This window comes from Nocardioides donggukensis, assembly GCF_014842875.1.
GTDB lineage: Bacteria > Actinomycetota > Actinomycetes > Propionibacteriales > Nocardioidaceae > Nocardioides > Nocardioides donggukensis.
This window is the reverse complement of sequence record NZ_JACYXZ010000001.1, coordinates 683,035-699,878: the sequence shown is the minus strand read 5'-3', so window position 1 is coordinate 699,878 and position 16,844 is coordinate 683,035. Positions and strand designations below refer to the sequence as shown.

At 71.6% G+C, this 16,844-nt stretch carries 14 protein-coding genes; 3 read left to right on the top strand and 11 right to left on the bottom strand.

Going from position 1 to position 16,844, the window contains the following annotated elements:
- Window positions 1-90: 90 nt before the first annotated feature.
- The 8 genes from IE331_RS03395 to IE331_RS03360 form a co-directional block, all read right to left on the bottom strand.
- Window positions 91-1,011, bottom strand: a complete 921-nt coding sequence (locus tag IE331_RS03395) for a BMP family lipoprotein (protein WP_201930987.1) — start codon at window positions 1,009-1,011, stop codon at window positions 91-93.
- Window positions 1,012-1,280: 269 nt separating this feature from the next.
- The gene (locus IE331_RS03390; RefSeq protein ID WP_192140477.1) at window positions 1,281-2,543 is read right to left on the bottom strand and encodes an amidohydrolase; all 1,263 of its coding nucleotides are present in this window, start codon (window positions 2,541-2,543) and stop codon (window positions 1,281-1,283) included.
- A gap of 48 nt (window positions 2,544-2,591) precedes the next feature.
- On the bottom strand, window positions 2,592-3,611 hold the full coding sequence (meaB, locus tag IE331_RS03385; protein ID WP_192140475.1) for a methylmalonyl Co-A mutase-associated GTPase MeaB: 1,020 nt from the start codon (window positions 3,609-3,611) through the stop codon (window positions 2,592-2,594).
- A complete protein-coding gene (gene scpA / locus IE331_RS03380) occupies window positions 3,611-5,782 on the bottom strand; it encodes a methylmalonyl-CoA mutase (protein WP_192140473.1) in 2,172 nt (723 codons plus the stop codon). The genes meaB and scpA overlap by 1 nt, the downstream gene beginning before the upstream one ends.
- Window positions 5,779-7,668 carry a methylmalonyl-CoA mutase family protein gene (locus IE331_RS03375; protein ID WP_192140471.1) on the bottom strand — a complete coding sequence of 630 codons (1,890 nt, stop codon included), beginning with the start codon at window positions 7,666-7,668 and terminating at the stop codon, window positions 5,779-5,781. Before IE331_RS03375 ends, scpA begins: the two co-directional genes overlap by 4 nt.
- Before the next feature lie 72 nt (window positions 7,669-7,740).
- Window positions 7,741-8,517 (bottom strand): succinate dehydrogenase/fumarate reductase iron-sulfur subunit, encoded by a 777-nt coding sequence (locus IE331_RS03370; protein ID WP_192140469.1) that lies wholly within the window; start codon window positions 8,515-8,517, stop codon window positions 7,741-7,743.
- A gap of 1 nt (window position 8,518) precedes the next feature.
- On the bottom strand, window positions 8,519-10,399 hold the full coding sequence (locus tag IE331_RS03365) for a fumarate reductase/succinate dehydrogenase flavoprotein subunit (RefSeq protein WP_201930985.1): 1,881 nt from the start codon (window positions 10,397-10,399) through the stop codon (window positions 8,519-8,521).
- Entirely contained in the window at window positions 10,399-11,193 is a 795-nt protein-coding gene (locus tag IE331_RS03360) for a hypothetical protein (protein ID WP_192140468.1), read from the bottom strand. The genes IE331_RS03365 and IE331_RS03360 overlap by 1 nt, the downstream gene beginning before the upstream one ends.
- A gap of 202 nt (window positions 11,194-11,395) precedes the next feature.
- Here IE331_RS03360 and IE331_RS03355 point away from each other — a divergent pair, with 202 nt between their 5' ends.
- The 3 genes from IE331_RS03355 to IE331_RS03345 are packed head-to-tail and all read left to right on the top strand — an operon-like array spanning window position 11,396 to window position 14,925.
- Complete coding sequence (locus tag IE331_RS03355; RefSeq protein ID WP_192140466.1) at window positions 11,396-12,097, top strand: succinate dehydrogenase cytochrome b subunit; 702 nt, start codon at window positions 11,396-11,398, stop codon at window positions 12,095-12,097.
- Window positions 12,098-12,109: 12 nt separating this feature from the next.
- Window positions 12,110-14,140 (top strand): fumarate reductase/succinate dehydrogenase flavoprotein subunit, encoded by a 2,031-nt coding sequence (locus tag IE331_RS03350; RefSeq protein WP_192140464.1) that lies wholly within the window; start codon window positions 12,110-12,112, stop codon window positions 14,138-14,140.
- A 41-nt stretch (window positions 14,141-14,181) separates the two neighbouring features.
- Window positions 14,182-14,925 (top strand): succinate dehydrogenase/fumarate reductase iron-sulfur subunit, encoded by a 744-nt coding sequence (locus IE331_RS03345; RefSeq protein ID WP_192141674.1) that lies wholly within the window; start codon window positions 14,182-14,184, stop codon window positions 14,923-14,925.
- A 52-nt stretch (window positions 14,926-14,977) separates the two neighbouring features.
- Here IE331_RS03345 and IE331_RS03340 read toward each other — a convergent pair whose 3' ends face one another.
- From IE331_RS03340 to IE331_RS03330, 3 genes are read right to left on the bottom strand one after another with little or no spacing between them, the layout of a single operon-like run.
- Complete coding sequence (locus IE331_RS03340) at window positions 14,978-15,235, bottom strand: SCO4848 family membrane protein (protein WP_201930978.1); 258 nt, start codon at window positions 15,233-15,235, stop codon at window positions 14,978-14,980.
- Window positions 15,232-16,323: a YihY/virulence factor BrkB family protein gene (locus tag IE331_RS03335; protein WP_192140462.1), complete on the bottom strand. Its 1,092-nt coding sequence runs from the start codon at window positions 16,321-16,323 to the stop codon at window positions 15,232-15,234. Before IE331_RS03335 ends, IE331_RS03340 begins: the two co-directional genes overlap by 4 nt.
- 1 nt (window position 16,324) lies before the next feature.
- Complete coding sequence (locus IE331_RS03330; protein ID WP_192140460.1) at window positions 16,325-16,843, bottom strand: 2'-5' RNA ligase family protein; 519 nt, start codon at window positions 16,841-16,843, stop codon at window positions 16,325-16,327.
- Window position 16,844: the final 1 nt, after the last annotated feature.

Here is a 16,844-nt window from a genome sequence, read left to right as displayed (position 1 = left end):
GGGTGGGCGTCAGGCTAGAGACTAGAACGCGCAAGTCGGGGCGGGATAGCCCCGCCCCGACCTGGTGTCGCGTGTCCTGCGTGCCGGCTGTCAGCCGACGGTGATCTCGCCGTCGATGATCTGCTGACGCAGGTCCTGGATGGTGGCGTCCAGCTCGTCGTCGATGTCGGCGTTCGGGCCGTACGGCGCCAGCGCGACGCCGCCGTTGTCGAGCGTGCCGACGTAGACCTCGTTGTCGAACTCGTCGTTGGCCCCGGCGCGGATGGCCTCCTCGACCGCCACGTCCATGCCCTTCATGACCGAGGTCAGCAGCACGTCGCAGTACTCCTCGGCCGAGACGCAGCCGTCGGTGTCGACCCAGATGCCCCAGACGTCGTTGTCCTGGGCGGCCTGCAGGCCGCCGAGGCCGGCCGGACCGGCGACCGGGAAGATGATGTCCGCACCCTGCGTGATCATCTCCTCAGCGCTGCTCTGGCCCTTGGTCTTGGACTCGAAGTCGTTCGTGAACGAGCCCTTCTGCGACTCGGGGTCCCAGCCGATGACCTTCACGTCGGCGCCCTCGTCCTCGTTGAACTTCTCCACACCCTGCACGAAGCCGGTCATGAAGATCGTCACGGTCGGGATGTTGAGGCCACCGAAGGTGCCCACGACGCCGGTCTCGGACTTCGCCGCCGCCAGGTAGCCGGCGAGGAACGCGGGCTCGGCGGTGTTGAAGGTCAGGCCCTTGAGGTTCGCGGGGGCCTTGTCGTAGGCGAAGTCGACGATCGAGAAGTTGACCTTCTTGTTCTTCTTCGCCGCCGCCAGCGTGGCGTCGCCGAGCAGGAAGCCGACGGTCGTGATGCTGTTGCAGTTCTGCTTGACCAGCGCGTTGATGTTGTCCGCGAACTCGGTCGGCGCGTTGGACTCGACCTCGGCGGTCTTCACACCGAGGTTCTCCTCGGCGTTCTGCAGGCCGGCGTAGGACGTCTGGTTGAAGGACTTGTCGTCGAAGCCGCCGGAGTCGGAGACCATGCACGCCTTGTAGTCGGGGTGGTCCTCCTTCGGCGCCTCGCTGGTGGACTCGCTCGCCGTCGGCGTCTCGCTGCCGCTCGCGTTGCTGTCGTCCGATCGCTCACCGCAACCGGCCAAGATGAGTGCAGAACTGCACACCAGCGCTGCCACACGTGCCGTCGTCTTCACGGCGCCTCCTGATCTGGGGTCAACCCGCCCGCCATGGGCGCGTACTCGCGCACACCCTAGACCGGGTTCCGCCGTTCCCGTCGCCTGACACGGAACTGTTATCAGTCGGTGACCCGGCCCCCGGGGACCGCCTGGTCAGAGGGGTGCCCCAGGGTCTCGACGGCCACCTGGGCGAGCACCCTGGCACCGATGGCGGTGGCCCGCTCGTCGACCAGCAGGTCCCCCTGGTGCAGGTCGTAGGTCGGCCCGCCCGGGGTGCGGGTGCCCAGCCGGCCCATGGCCCCCGGGACCCGGTCGAGGTACCAGCCGAAGTCCTCGCCGCCAAGGCTCTGCTGGGTGGGCACGTGGCCCTCCTCCCCGAGCACCGCCTCGATCGAGCGGCCGAGCAGGGCGGTGGCCAGGTGCTCGTTGACCACCGGCGGCACCCCCTGCTGGTAGGTGATCTCCGCGGCGACGCCGTACGGGCCGACGATCTGGTCGACCAGCTCCCGGATGATCCGCTCGGCGTCCGCCCAGGCCACGGCGTCGAGCATCCGCACGGTCCCGGCCACCCGTCCGGTCGCCGGGATGACGTTGTGGGTGGCCCCGGCCCGGACCATGCCCCAGACCACGCTCACCCCGGCGCGGGGGTCCAGCCTGCGCGAGAGGATCGCGGGGAGCTCGGTCACCAGCTTGCCGAGGGCGAACGTCAGGTCCTCGGTGAGGTGCGGGCGCGAGGTGTGGCCGCCCTTGCCCTTGAGGTCGACCTGGAGGGCGTCCGCGGCGCCGGTGAGCGGGCCCTCCCGAAGGCCGACCTCGCCCACGTCGATGGTCGGGTCGCAGTGCAGCCCGAAGACCCGGCTGACGCCGTCCAGCGCACCCTGTGCCATGAGGTCCAGCGCGCCGCCGGGCATGACCTCCTCGGCGGGCTGGAAGAGCAGCCGCACCCGGCCCGGCAGCAGCCCGGCCCGGTGCACCTCCGCCAGGGCCAGCCCGGCCCCGGTGAGGGCCGAGGCGTGCACGTCGTGACCGCACGCGTGGGCCACGCCGGACACGGTGCTCGCCCAGGGCTCCGTGGTCCGGTCCTCGACCGGCAGGGCGTCCAGGTCGGCCCGCAGCGCGACCAGGGGGCCGCTGTCACCGACCTCGGCGAGCAGGCCGCTGCGCGGGAGACGTCGCACCCGCAGGCCCACCGCCTCCAGCCGGACCGCGATCCGCTCGGTCGTGCGGACCTCGTTCCAGGACAGCTCGGGGTGCGCGTGCAGGTCGCGGCGCATCTCGATCAGCTCGGGCTCGCAGGCGTCGACGGTGGCCGCGACCACGCGGCGGGCGTCGGACCGGAGATCGGAGTGCTCGTCGGAGGGGGCTTCGGGGGAGACAGACATGTTCCGACGAGGATACCGACGTCGCGGGTCCGGCGCCCGGGGGACGCCTCAGTCGTCGTAGGCCGCGAGCAGCCGGTCGGCGGCCGCGGGGGCGGCCAGCTCGCCCGCGAGCACCGCCGCGCGCACCTCGTCCCGGACCCGGGCCACCCCAGCGGACCGGCGCAGTCGCTGCTCGAGCTCGTCGCGCACGAGCGCCCAGGTGAAGTCCAGCTGCTGCGCGGCGCGCTTCGCGGCCAGCCCCTCGGCGCCGAGGTGGTCGCGGTGCGCGAGCACCCGGGCCCAGACCTCGTCGACGCCCACGTCGGTGAGACCGGAGCAGGTCACCACGGGTGGGGCCCACTCCCCCCGCCCGTGCACCAACCGGAGCGCACCGGCGAGGTCCCGGGCGGCCACCCTGGCCTCGGCCCGGTGGTCCCCCGGGCCGCCGTCGTCGTCGGCCTTGTTGACCGCGATCACGTCCGCGATCTCGAGGATTCCCTTCTTGATGCCCTGGAGCTGGTCACCGGTGCGGGCCAGGGTCAGGAACAGGAAGGTGTCGACCATCCCGGCGACGGTCACCTCGGACTGCCCGACGCCGACCGTCTCGACCAGCACCACGTCGTACCCCGCCGCCTCGAGCACCAGCATCGCCTGAGAGGTGGCCCGGGCTACCCCGCCCAGGGTGCCGGCCGCCGGCGACGGGCGGATGTAGGCGGCCGGGTTGACCGACAGCCGCGCCATCCTGGTCTTGTCACCGAGGACCGAGCCGCCGGTGCGCACCGAGGACGGGTCCACGGCGAGCACACCCACGCGGTGGCCGGCCTCGGTCAGGTCCTCACCGAGGGTCTCGATGAACGTCGACTTGCCCACGCCGGGGACGCCGGAGATGCCGACCCGGACCGACGGCCGTGCCGCCGGGTCCGGGGCCAGCTCGGCCAGCAGCTCGCGCGCCGCGGCCCGGTGGTCGGTGCGAGACGACTCCACGAGCGTGATCGCCCGGGACACCGCCCCGCGCCGGCCGGCACGGACCCCGGCGACCAGCTCGGCGACGTCGACCGGGCGTCGCGCCGGCCCACCCGCGGCCGCCATCAGCCGTCGGCCGACAGCTTCGCGAGCAGGTCCAGCGCCGAGTCCGCGATGACGGTGCCCGGCAGGAAGACCGCGGCCGCCCCCATCTCGAGGAGCGTCGGCACGTCGTCGGGCGGGATCACGCCGCCGATGACGACCATGATGTCGGGACGGTCGAGCTCGGCCAGCGCCGAGCGCAGCGCCGGCAGCAGCGCGAGGTGGCCGGCGGCGAGCGAGGAGACCCCGATGATGTGGACGTCGGCGTCGACGGCCTGCTGGGCGACCTCCTCCGGCGTGGAGAACAACGGCCCCACGTCGACGTCGAAGCCCATGTCAGCGAAGGCGGTCACCACCACCTTCTGGCCGCGGTCGTGCCCGTCCTGGCCCATCTTGGCGACGAGGATCCGCGGGCGCCGACCCTCCTCCTCCTCGAACCGCTCGGTGGCATCGAGGACCGCCTGCAGCTTGCCGTCGGCCGCCTGGGCCGACTCGTCGCGGTACACACCGGAGATCGTACGGATCACCGCCTGGTGCCGCCCGTAGACCTTCTCCAGGGCCTCGGAGATCTCGCCGACGGTGGCCTTGGCCCGGGCCGCGTCGACGGCCAGCTTCAGCAGGTTGCCGTCCAGCGAGCCGCCCTCGCGGTGCCCCTCCCCGGCCGAGGCGGTCAGGGCCTCGAGCGTGCGGCGTACGTCGTCGTCGTCGCGCTCGGCGCGCAGCCGCTCCAGCTTGGCCAGCTGGCGCTTGAGGACGTCGTCGTTGTCGACCCGGAGCACGTCGAGGGGGTCCTCGTCGGCGAGCCGGTAGGTGTTGACCCCGATCACCGCCTGCGAGCCGCCGTCGATCCGGGCCTGGGTGCGGGCCGCGGCCTCCTCGATGCGCATCTTCGGGATGCCCTGCTCGATGGCCTTCGCCATCCCGCCGGCCCGCTCGGCCTCCTGGATGTGCGCCCACGCCCGCTCGGCGAGGTCGTGGGTGAGCCGCTCGACGTAGTAGGAGCCGGCCCACGGGTCGATGACGCCGGTGGTGCCGGACTCCTGCTGCAGCATCAGCTGGGTGTTCCGGGCGATCCGCGCCGAGAAGTCCGTCGGCAGCGCGATCGCCTCGTCGAGGGCGTTGGTGTGCAGGGACTGGGTGTGGCCCTGGGTCGCGGCCATCGCCTCGATGCAGGTGCGCTGGACGTTGTTGAAGACGTCCTGGGCGGTCAGCGACCAGCCGCTGGTCTGGCTGTGGGTGCGCAGGGACAGCGACTTCGGGTTCCGGGGGTCGAAGTCGCGGACCAGCCGCGCCCACAGCGCCCGGGCCGCGCGCATCTTCGCGACCTCCATGAAGAAGTTCATGCCGACCGCCCAGAAGAAGCTCAGGCGCGGCGCGAACCGGTCGATGTCGAGCCCGGCGCCGAGGCCGGCCCGGAGGTACTCCACCCCGTCCGCGAGGGTGTAGGCCAGCTCCAGGTCGGCGGTCGCCCCCGCCTCCTGGATGTGGTAGCCGGAGATCGAGATCGAGTTGAACCGCGGCATCCGCTCGGCGGTGTAGGCGAAGATGTCGGAGATGATCCGCATGCTCGGCGCCGGCGGGTAGATGTAGGTGTTGCGGACCATGAACTCCTTGAGGATGTCGTTCTGGATGGTCCCCGCGAGCTGCTCCGGCGCCACCCCCTGCTCCTCGGCCGCGACGATGTAGAGCGCCATCACCGGCAGCACGGCGCCGTTCATCGTCATCGAGACCGACATCTCGTCGAGCGGGATCCCGTCGAAGAGCGTGCGCGCGTCGTAGATCGAGTCGATCGCCACCCCGGCCATGCCGACGTCGCCGCGCACCCGGGGGTGGTCGGAGTCGTAGCCGCGGTGGGTGGCGAGGTCGAAGGCCACGCTGAGGCCCTTCTGCCCGGCCGCCAGGTTGCGGCGGTAGAACGCGTTGGACTCCTCGGCGGTCGAGAATCCGGCGTACTGCCGGATCGTCCACGGCTGGGTGGTGTACATCGTCGGGTAGGGCCCGCGCAGGAACGGGCTCAGCCCGGGGAGGGTGTCGAGCGCGTCGAGCCCCTCGAGGTGCTCGGGACCGTAGACCGGGAGGATCCCGATCCCCTCCGGGCTCTGCCACGGCTCGCCGCCGGTGGAGGGGCGGGCGTCGGCGGGCGTGTCGGACCCACCGTCGAGCGGCAGCCCCGCGAAGCTCTCCGGGATGCTCATGCCAGCTTCTCCCTCGTCGTGTGCAGGAACCTGAGCGCGTCCACACCCACCGCGCACGAGTCGTCGACCTCCAGGTCGCGCGGTCGGCCGGCCAGGACCACGTGCCGCGCCCCGGCGGCCCGCAGCGCGGCGACCAGCTCGGCCCCCCACTCGGCGTACGTCGCGTCGGTGCCGGCCAGGCAGACCACCGGCTGGCCGTCGTACGCCGCCAGCACGGCGTCGGCGCCGTCGGTCGGCCCGGCCGCCTCGACCGCAACCCCGCCGGCGGCGAGGAGGTTCGTGGCGTACGTCGCGCGGGCCGTGTGCGCCGCGACCGGGCCCATGGTCGCGAGGAAGACGGCCCGGTCCGCGGGATCGTCGCGCAGCGCCTCGAACGACGCGCCGTAGCGGCGGACCCGGTCCTCGACCGGCCACGGGGCACGCTCGGGCAGCGTCTCGCCGAGGTGGGGGAACTCCGAGATCCCGGTCAGCGGCCGAGTCCGGTGGGCGATCTCCGACTCCCGCCGGGCCGAGACCTCCTCGACCCGGGTCCGCACGGACCCGTCGGCCAGGGCCGCGCGGATCCCACCGGCGGCCTCGATCCGGTCCAGCTCCTCCCAGCTAGCGCGGGCCAGGTCGTCGGTGAGCCTCTCGACGGCGAACGAGCCGCCGGCCGGGTCGGCCACCCGGGCGACGTGGGACTCCGAGACCAGCAGCGAGGAGGTGTTGCGGGCGATCCGGCGGGCGAAGGCGTCCGGCGCGCCGAGGGCGGTGTCGAACGGCAGCACGGTCACCGCGTCCGCGCCGCCGACACCGGCGGCGAAGGCCGCCACCGTGGTCCGCAGCATGTTCACCCAGGCGTCGTACTTGGCCATCATCGGCCGCGAGGTGACCGCGTGCTGGCGCTGCGCACGGTGCTCCGGGGCGGCGCCGCCGAGCTCGGCGACCCGCGCCCAGGCACGGCGGGCGGCCCGCAGCTTGGCGATCGTGGGGAACTGCTCGGCGGTCGCGGCGTAGCGGAACTCGATGAGCCCGAGCGCCTCCTCCATCCCGAGCCCGGCGGCGGTCAGCGTCCGCAGGTACGCCGCGCCGACGGCCAGGGTGTAGCCGAGCTCCTGGGCGTCGGAGGCGCCGAGGTCGTGCAGTGCCGTGCCGTCGACGACGACACCGAGGGTGCCCGCGTCCCGGGCCAGGCGGGCCACCTCGACCAGCGCCTCGTCCGCCTCGGTGGTCGACGCCCGGGTGCCGGCGAGCGACTCGAGACCGCCCCGCACCTGCGCCCCGATCGGGTCGGCGCCCAGGTTCGTGCCCTCCGCCGGCTCGACCCCGCGCTCCTCGAGCACCGCCAGCAGCGCCCGGGCGGCACCTGCCGGGTCCGCGGGCGCGGTGAGGACCACCGGCGCCAGGTCCACGAAGACGCTCTCCAGCACCGCGCCCAGCTGCTCCGGGGGCAGCCCCTGACCCAGGTCCAGCCAGACCGAGGTCGCGCCGTTCTCGAGGTCGACGAGGACCGCCTCGGCGGTGCCGCGGGGGTCCGGGCCCGAGAAGACCGGGCGGATGTCCCAGCCGGTCTCGGGTCGCTCCGGCAGCCGACCGCGGGTGTACGGCGCCGCGCCGGGCGCACCGGTCGCGGCCAGGCCCTCGACCGACTCGGGGGTGCCGAGCGGCGCGACCTCGATGTCGTCGAGGGTGCGCAGGGTCAGCTCCCGCCAGACGTCGCTGTCGGGGTCGTCCTCGGACATCCGGCGGGCCTTGCGCAGCACCGCCGCCGCCGCCCGCTCCCAGTCCGGCCGGGTCCACCGGTCGTGCTCGGTGGCCAGGGCCAGCGAGCCCTGCTCGGGCTCCAGCTCGGTGGGCTCGTCCAGGCCGCCCTCGACGGCGTCGTCAGCACTCCCCGGGGACGTCATGGTGCGAACGATAGGAGCCCGCGCGGGGCGGGGCCACCCTGTGTGACTTTTCCGACGCCGGGCGCCGCGGGCTCAGACCTCGGTGCGGCCCTCGTCGTCCTTGCTGCGGATCCCGATCCGGTTGCCCAGCCAGACGAGCGGGTCGAACTTGCGGTCGACCACCCGCTCCTTCATCGGGATGATCGCGTTGTCGGTGATCCGGATCCCCTCGGGGCACACCTCGGTGCAGCACTTGGTGATGTTGCACATGCCGAGCCCGGCCGCCCCCTGGGCGAGCTCGCGCCGGTCGTGGGTGTCGAGCGGGTGCATGTCGAGCTCGGCGTACCGCAGGAAGAACCGCGGCCCGGCGAAGGCCGGCTTGTTCTCCTCGTGGTCGCGGACGACGTGGCAGGTGTTCTGGCACAGGAAGCACTCGATGCACTTGCGGAACTCCTGGCCGCGCTCCACGTCGACCTGCATCATCCGGCGCTTGCCGTCGTCGTCGCGGGGGCCGGGCGCGAACGACGGGAGCTCGCGCGCCTTCTCGTAGTTGAAGGAGACGTCGGTGACCAGGTCGCGGATCACCGGGAACGAGCGCATCGGGGTGACCGTGATCGTCTCCGAGGGGTCGAAGTCGGAGAGCCGGGTCATGCAGAGCAGGCGGGGCCGGCCGTTGATCTCGGCGCTGCACGATCCGCACTTGCCGGCCTTGCAGTTCCACCGCACCGCGAGGTCGCCTGCCTGGGTCGCCTGGAGCCGGTGGATCGCGTCGAGCACCACCTCGCCGTCGGAGACCTCCACGGTGTAGTCGCCGAGCTCGCCGCCGTCGGCGTCACCGCGCCAGACCCGCAGCGTCAGGTCGTAGGACATGTCAGCTCCCCTCGAAGTAGGTCTTGAGGTCGTCGGGCATCGCCGGCAGCGGCTGGTGCGCCAGCTCCACGCCCTCGCCTCCCGCGTCGAGACGGAGCACGAGGTTCCGGCTCCCCCACTCGGGGTCCGGCCCCGGGAAGTCGTCGCGGGTGTGCCCGCCGCGGGACTCCTGCCGCTCGAGGGCGGCCTTGGCGATGCACTCCGAGACCAGCAGCATGCTGCGCAGGTCGAGCGCGAGGTGCCAGCCGGGGTTGTACTGCCGGTGCCCCTCCACGAGCAGGTGCCGGGCCCGCTCCTTGAGCCGGTCGATCTCGGCGAGCGAGGCCTCCAGCTCGGGACCGGTGCGGATGATCCCGACCAGGTCGTTCATCGTCTGCTGCAGGTCCTGCTGGATCGTGTACGGGTTCTCGGTGCCGCTCGCGGAGCCCTCGAACGGCGCCAGCGCGCTGGTCGCGGCCGCCGTCACGTCGGCGTCCGCCACCTGCGGGCGGGCGCCCAGCCCGGCGGCGTACGACGCGGCGCTCTCGCCGGCCCGACGCCCGAAGACCAGCAGGTCGGAGAGGGAGTTGCCGCCGAGCCGGTTCGACCCGTGCATGCCGCCCGAGCACTCACCGACCGCGTAGAGCCCCTCGACCCCGCTGAGCTCGGTGTCGGCGTCGACCTCGACGCCGCCCATCACGTAGTGGCAGGTGGGCCCGATCTCCATCGGCTCCGCGGTGATGTCGACGTCGGCCAGCTCCTTGAACTGGTGGTACATCGACGGCAGCCGCTTGCGGATGAACTCCGGGGTCCGGCGCGAGGCGATGTCGAGGAAGATGCCGCCGTGCGGTGAGCCGCGGCCGGCCTTGATCTCGGAGTTGATCGCCCGGGCCACCTCGTCGCGCGGCAGCAGCTCCGGCGGACGGCGGTTGTTGGCCTTGTCGTCGTACCAGCGGTCCGCCTCCTCCTCGGTGTCGGCGGTCTCGGCCCGGAAGAACTCCGGGATGTAGTCGAACATGAACCGCTTGCCCTCGGAGTTCCGGAGGATGCCGCCGTCGCCGCGCACGGACTCGGTGACCAGGAGCCCCTTGACCGAGGGCGGCCAGACCATCCCGGTCGGGTGGAACTGGACGAACTCCATGTTGATCAGGCTGGCGCCGGCGCGCAGTGCCAGCGCGTGGCCGTCGCCGGTGTACTCCCACGAGTTGCTGGTGACCTTGAAGGACTTGCCGATCCCGCCCGTCGCGAGGATGACGCTGGGTGCCTCGAAGACCACGAACCGGCCGGTCTCGCGCCAGTAGCCGAACGCCCCCGAGATCCGCGACCCGTCGCTCGTGTCGAGCATCAGGTCGGTGACGGTGCACTCCATGAACACGTCGATCCCGAGCGCGACCGCGCGCTGCTGCAGGGTGCGGATCATCTCCAGCCCGGTACGGTCGCCGACGTGGGCCAGCCGGGCGTACCGGTGCCCCCCGAAGTCCCGCTGCGAGATGAGGCCGTCGTCGGTGCGGTCGAACAGCGCCCCCCAGTCCTCGAGCTCCTGCACCCGCTCGGGCGCCTCCTGGGCGTGCAGCTGGGCCATCCGCCAGTTGTTCAGCATCTTCCCGCCACGCATGGTGTCGCGGAAGTGCACCTCCCAGTTGTCCTCCGGCCACCTGTTGCCCATGGCGGCCGCGATGCCGCCCTCGGCCATCACGGTGTGCGCCTTGCCCAGCAGCGACTTGCACACGATCGCCGTCCGGGAGCCGGCCTCGTGGGCGGCGATCGCGGCCCGCAGCCCGGCCCCGCCGGCACCGACCACGACCACGTCGTAGGTGTGCCGCTCCATGCCACCGGTCTCGCTCCCCGACATCTCGTTGCCGGTCATCGGGTGCCGCCCCGCGGCGGGTCCGGTCGAAGCCACTAGAAGAACCTCACGTCGTCGATGGCACCGATCGCGAGCAGGTAGATGTAGAGGTCCACCAGCGCGACCGAGAACAGGGAGTACCAGGCGTACCGGCCGTGGTGGACGTTGAGCCGGGAGACCCAGGTCCACAGCCGGTACCGGACCGGGTGCTTCGAGAAGTGCCGCAGCCGGCCGCCGACCGCGTGCCGGCACGAGTGGCAGGACAGCGTGTAGAGCCAGATCAGGATCACGTTGACCAGCATCAGGAGCGTGCCGAGGCCCATGTGGCCCCACTCCTTGTCCTCGTTGCGGAAGGCGAGCACCACGTCGAAGGACAGGATCAGGCCGACCACGACCGCGGCGTACCAGAACCAGCGGTGCGCGTTCTGGAGGATCAGGGGGAACCGGGTCTCACCGGAGTACGCCGAGTGCGGCTCGGCGACGCCGCACGCCGGCGGGGACAGCCAGAACGCCCGGTAGTAGGCCTTGCGGTAGTAGTAGCAGGTCATCCGGAAGCCGAGCGGGAAGACCAGGATGATCAGCGCCGCCGAGAGCGGGAACGCCTGGAACGGCTGGCCGAAGTCACTCGCGCCCTCGACGCAGTCGCCGAGGCAGGGGGAGTAGAACGGCGAGAGGTACGGCGAGGCGTAGTAGTCGCGGCCCATGAACGCGCGCACCGTCGCGTAGACGACGAAGGCCGTGAAGACCACGAACGTCGCCAGCGGCGAGAGCCACCAGCGGTCCTGGCGCAGGGTCCGTTCCTCGATCCGGGCCCGGGTCGGTCCGGTCACTCCCGCGTCGGTCGACGCCATCGCCACCTCCGTGGGGCACGTGTGATGGGGAACACTCTTGTCACAGATCGCGGCGGCCGACAAGAGGCGCGCCCGAGAACGCCCGCGCAGAACCGCCCACCCGAGTGACATCCGCGCAGCACGATCCGGGCCGCCGTCAAGGCGGCACATGTCACATCCCCCGAGGCCCTCGGGCTTCCGGTCGGGCGATACGGTGGCCTGTGTGGCAACCCCGACCCTCATCAAAGGAAGCCGGTCCACGCGATCCACGATCGCGCTGAAGCTCCTGATGGCCGTCACCGGCCTCGTCTTCATCGGCTACGTCCTGCTGCACATGTACGGCAACCTCAAGGTCTTCGCGGGCCAGGAGGCGTTCGACGAGTACGCCCACCACCTGCGCACCTTCGGTGAGCCGATGCTGCCGTACGGCGGCCTGCTCTGGACCGTGCGCGTGGTGCTGCTGCTCTCGATCGTGGGCCACGCCTACGCGGCGTTCGCGCTGTGGGCGCGCGCCGGCCGGGCCCGGACCCAGAAGTACGTCGTCCGCAAGGCCGTGGCCAGCACGCTCTCGTCGAAGATGATGCGCTGGGGCGGGGTCGCCCTGCTGCTCTTCGTGATCTTCCACCTGCTGCACTTCACCACCCAGACGGTGCACCCGGGCGGCGTCACGGAGTCGCCGTACGAGCGGGTGGTGAACTCGTTCGCGCCGGAGTACTGGTACCTCACGGTGATCTACCTGCTGGCGATGGTCGCCCTCGCGATGCACCTGCGGCACGGCGTGTGGAGCGCGTCGCAGACCCTGGGCCTGACGAACTCGGCCGCCAGCCGCACCCGGGCCAACCTCGCGGGCGTGTTCCTCGCCGTCGTCATCGCCGGCGGCTTCGCGCTCGTCCCGCTGTCCATCCTCCTCGGCCTGGTCGACTAAGGACTGATCGCCATGACTGAATTCACCTCGGACGTCGACTCCCACCCCGACTCCCCCGGCCAGGACTCCGACGACGCCGTCGGCTACTACGTCCCCGGCGAGCCGATCGCCGACACCAAGGCGCCCGGCGGCCCGATCTCCGAGCGGTGGAACACCCGCAAGTTCGAGGCCCGGCTGGTCAACCCGGCCAACCGCCGCAAGCTCTCGGTGATCATGGTCGGCACCGGACTGGCCGGGGCCTCCGCCGCCGCGACCCTCGGCGAGGCCGGGTACGTCGTGAAGTCGTTCTGCTACCAGGACTCCCCGCGCCGGGCGCACTCGATCGCCGCGCAGGGCGGCATCAACGCCGCCAAGAACTACAAGGAGGACGGGGACTCGGTCCACCGGCTCTTCTACGACACGGTCAAGGGCGGCGACTACCGCTCGCGGGAGTCCAACGTCTACCGCCTGGCCGAGGTCAGCACGAACATCATCGACCAGTGCGTCGCGCAGGGCGTCCCGTTCGCGCGCGAGTACGGCGGCCTGCTCGACAACCGCTCGTTCGGCGGCGTCCAGGTCTCCCGCACCTTCTACGCTCGCGGCCAGACCGGCCAGCAGCTGCTGATCGGCGCCTACCAGGCCCTGGAGCGCCAGGTGAACGCCGGCACCGTCACCACCTACACCCGGCACGAGATGCTCGAGCTGATCGTGGTCGACGGGAAGGCCCGCGGGATCATCGCCCGCGACATGGTCACCGGGGAGATCGAGACCCACCTCGCCGACGTCGTGGTGCTGGCCAGCGGCGGCTACGGCAACGTCTTCTACCTCTCGACGAACGCCATGGGCTGCAACGTCACCGCCACCTGGCGGGCGCACCGCAAGGGCGCCTACATGGCCAACCCCTGCTACACCCAGATCCACCCGACCTGCATCCCGGTCTCCGGCACCCACCAGTCCAAGCTCACCCTGATGAGCGAGTCGCTGCGCAACGACGGCCGGATCTGGGTGCCGAAGAACAAGGCCGACTGCACCAAGGACCCGCGGGACATCCCGGAGGAGGACCGCGACTACTACCTGGAGCGGATCTACCCCTCCTTCGGCAACCTGGTCCCCCGCGACATCGCCTCCCGGCAGGCGAAGAACATGTGCGACGAGGGCCGCGGCGTCGGCCCCGAGGTGGAGGGCGTGCGCCGCGGCGTCTACCTCGACTTCGCCGACGCCATCGGCCGGCTCGGCCGCGACGCCGTCGAGGACAAGTACGGCAACCTCTTCGACATGTACGCCCGGATCACCGGCGAGGACCCCTACCAGGTCCCGATGCGCATCTACCCGGCCGTGCACTACGTGATGGGCGGGCTGTGGGTGGACTACGACCTGCAGTCGACGATCCCGGGACTGTTCGTGACCGGCGAGGCGAACTTCTCCGACCACGGCGCGAACCGGCTCGGCGCCTCGGCGCTCATGCAGGGGCTCGCGGACGGCTACTTCGTGCTGCCGCACACGATCCGCGACTACCTCGCCGACGGTCCGTTCGAGGCCGTCGACCCCTCGCACCCCGCGGTCGTCGAGGCGCGCAGGTCCGTGGAGGACCGGATCGAGCACTTCATGACGGTGCAGGGCACCCGCAGCGTCGACTCCTACCACCGGGAGCTCGGCAACATCATGTGGGAGTACTGTGGCATGGAGCGCACCGAGGACGGTCTGAAGAAGGCCATCGACCTGATCCGCGGCCTCCGGGACGACTTCTGGCGCAACGTCAAGGTGCTCGGCTCGGCCGCGACGCTCAACCAGTCTCTGGAGAAGGCCGGCCGGGTGGCCGACTTCTTCGAGCTGGGCGAGCTCATGTGCATCGACGCGCTCAACCGCCGCGAGTCCTGCGGCGGACACTTCCGCGGCGAGTCGCAGACCGAGGACGGCGAGGCGCTGCGCCACGACGACCAGTTCGCCTACGTGGCGGCCTGGGAGTTCGCGATGGACGAGGGCCTCGGTGCCCAGAAGCCCGTCCTGCACAAGGAAGACCTGACCTACACGGCCATCGAGATGAAGCAGCGGAGCTACAAGTGACGGCAACTGCAGGCACCGAGTCCGACACCACCTCGGACGGGATGAAGCTGACCCTGAAGATCTGGCGTCAGGCGAACCCGGAGACCCCCGGCGCGATGCACACCTTCCACCTCGAGGGCGTCTCCCCCGACATGTCCTTCCTGGAGATGCTCGACGTCCTCAACGAGCAGCTGAACGCCGAGGGTGAGGAGCCCATCGCGTTCGACTCCGACTGCCGCGAGGGCATCTGCGGGATGTGCGGGCTGATGATCAACGGTCAGGCGCACGGCCCCGAGGTCACCACGACCTGCCAGCTGCACATGCGGACCTTCTCCGACGGCGACGAGATCACGATCGAGCCGTGGCGCGCCGACGCCTTCCCGGTCCTCAAGGACCTGTGCGTCGACCGGAGCTCGTTCGACCGGATCATCCAGCAGGGCGGGTACGTGTCGGTCAACACCGGCTCGGCGCCCGAGGCGCACTCGATCCAGGTGCCGAAGGACGCGGCGGACCGGGCGTTCGACGTCGCCACGTGCATCGGCTGCGGTGCCTGCGTGGCGGCCTGCCCGAACGGCTCGGCGTCCCTGTTCATGGGGGCGAAGATCACCCACCTCGGCGAGCTCCCCCAGGGGCAGGCCGAGCGGGACGCCCGGGTGGTGAACATGGTCGGCCAGCACGACCACGAGGGCTTCGGCGGGTGCACGAACATCGGCGAGTGCACCGCCGCCTGCCCCAAGGAGATCCCCCTCGACGTCATCTCCCAGCTCAACAAGGACCTCCGCACGGCCATGCGTCACGGCCACTGATCGCCGACCCGTCGCTTGTGTCGGCCCCGGGCACGCCGACCCGTCGCTTGTGTCAGGCGGACACGGGCGACGGGTGGCGGAGGATGCGCCAGGCCAGACGGGCCAGGACGATCGCGATCAGCGTGTTGACCACGATCAGCACGGTGTGCGCCACCCAGTAGCCGACCGCCCGGTCCTCGCCGCCCTGCCAGGCGGAGACCAGGTTCGAGGCGAAGTTGGCGTAGGTGACGACGTTCCAGAGCGCGATCGCGAGGAACAGCCAGGCGTGCCGGCGCTCGAAGCGCAGCGGATCCGGTCCGGCCGGCGTCATCGGCGACCGTCGCGGCGGCGACGGGCATAGGCGACCGCGGCCAGCGCGGCGGCACTCCCCGCCGCGAACGGCACGCCGCCGCTCCGGGCCCGGGCCAGGACGGGTTGCTGCTCGGACGCCTCGGCGCCGTTGACCACGGCCGGGCCGGTGGCGGGGCCCTCCGGCACCGAGGCGCTGTGCGCCCGCTCCCACTCGGCCCGCTCGCGCGCCGCACGGGACGCCGGGTCGGTGAAGGCCCACGCGGCGGCGAACATCACCACCCGCGAGAAGTAGTTGATCCACACCACGAGGATCAGGGCGATCCCGAAGGCCTGGAAGGCGGGCCGCTCGGCCGTGCCGGCCAGCAGGAACCGCGAGAGCTGCTTGAGCGCCTCGAAGCCGACGGCGCCGAGCAGGGCGCCGGCCCAGAGCGCCCGGGTCGGCTCGTCGGGGTCGGCCAGCAGCCGGAACAGGGCGAAGAACAGCACCGAGCTGGCCGCCAGGCCGAGCGCCATCGCCAGCGCCCACAGCAGCGGCTCCGCGCCGATGCCGAGGCCGAGGAACTCCAGGATCGGCTCGGCGAGGGTGGTGACCACGCTGGACACGGCGACGCTCAGCATCAGCACCAGGCCCAGGGTGACCATCGTGAGCAGGTCACGGCCCTTGCCGACGAAGAAGTTCGGCTGCTCGGTGAGCGGCTCCTCGAACACCACCCGGAGCGCGTCCCGCATGGCCGACAGCCAGCCGAGACCGGCGTAGAGCACGGTGAGCAGACCGACGCTGAAGATGCCCGGCGCGGCGTCCTCGATCGCGGTCAGCGAGATCTGCCCGTCGCCCTCGCCCACCATGTCCGGCAACAGGGCCTCGATGGCCTTGAGCAGGTCCTCCTGGGCGTCGGGGTACACCCGCGACACGTAGCCGACGGTGGCGAAGGCGAGCGCCAGGATCGGGAAGAACGAGAGGAACGCGAAGTAGGTCACCGCCCCCGCCTGGAGGTTGCCCTTGACCTCGCCGTAGTGCTGCACCATCCGGATCACGTGGTCCAGGGCCGGCCGGCGCTGTCGCAGCTCCTCGAGCTTGGCGGAGAGTCGTTCCTTGAGCGAGGCCATGTCAGGACACCGTGGAGGGCTGGAGGGCGAAGGTGGCGTCCGGTTTCCAGCCGGCCACCTCGTCGTGGACGTAGAGCGCGAACTCGTCGACCTCGAAGGTGCACTCGAAGTCGGCCAGCTCCTCGAACGCGCGGTCCAGCTGCGCGTCGGGCAGGTGGTGGGCGATCGTGACGTGCGGGTGGTACGGGAACGCGAGCTCGACGTCGAGCGGCCCCCGGCGTACGTCGAGGGCCAGCTGCTCGCACCGGGAGATCCCGACGACCACGCTCACGAAGACCACCGGCGAGACCGGCCGGAAGGTCGCGGTGCCGCGCAGGTGGATGGGGAAGGCGTGGTGCCGGGAGGCGACCGCGGCCAGGTGCTCCTCGACCTCCCCGCGCTCCGTGAGCTCGGTCGGGGGGACCAGCGTGATGTGGGTGGGGATCTGGCTGGCGGTCTGGTCGCCGATCGACGTCCGGTAGTCCTGCAGCGCGGTGGCCCAGGGCTCGGGGATGGCGATCGCTACTCCAATCGTCGGCACG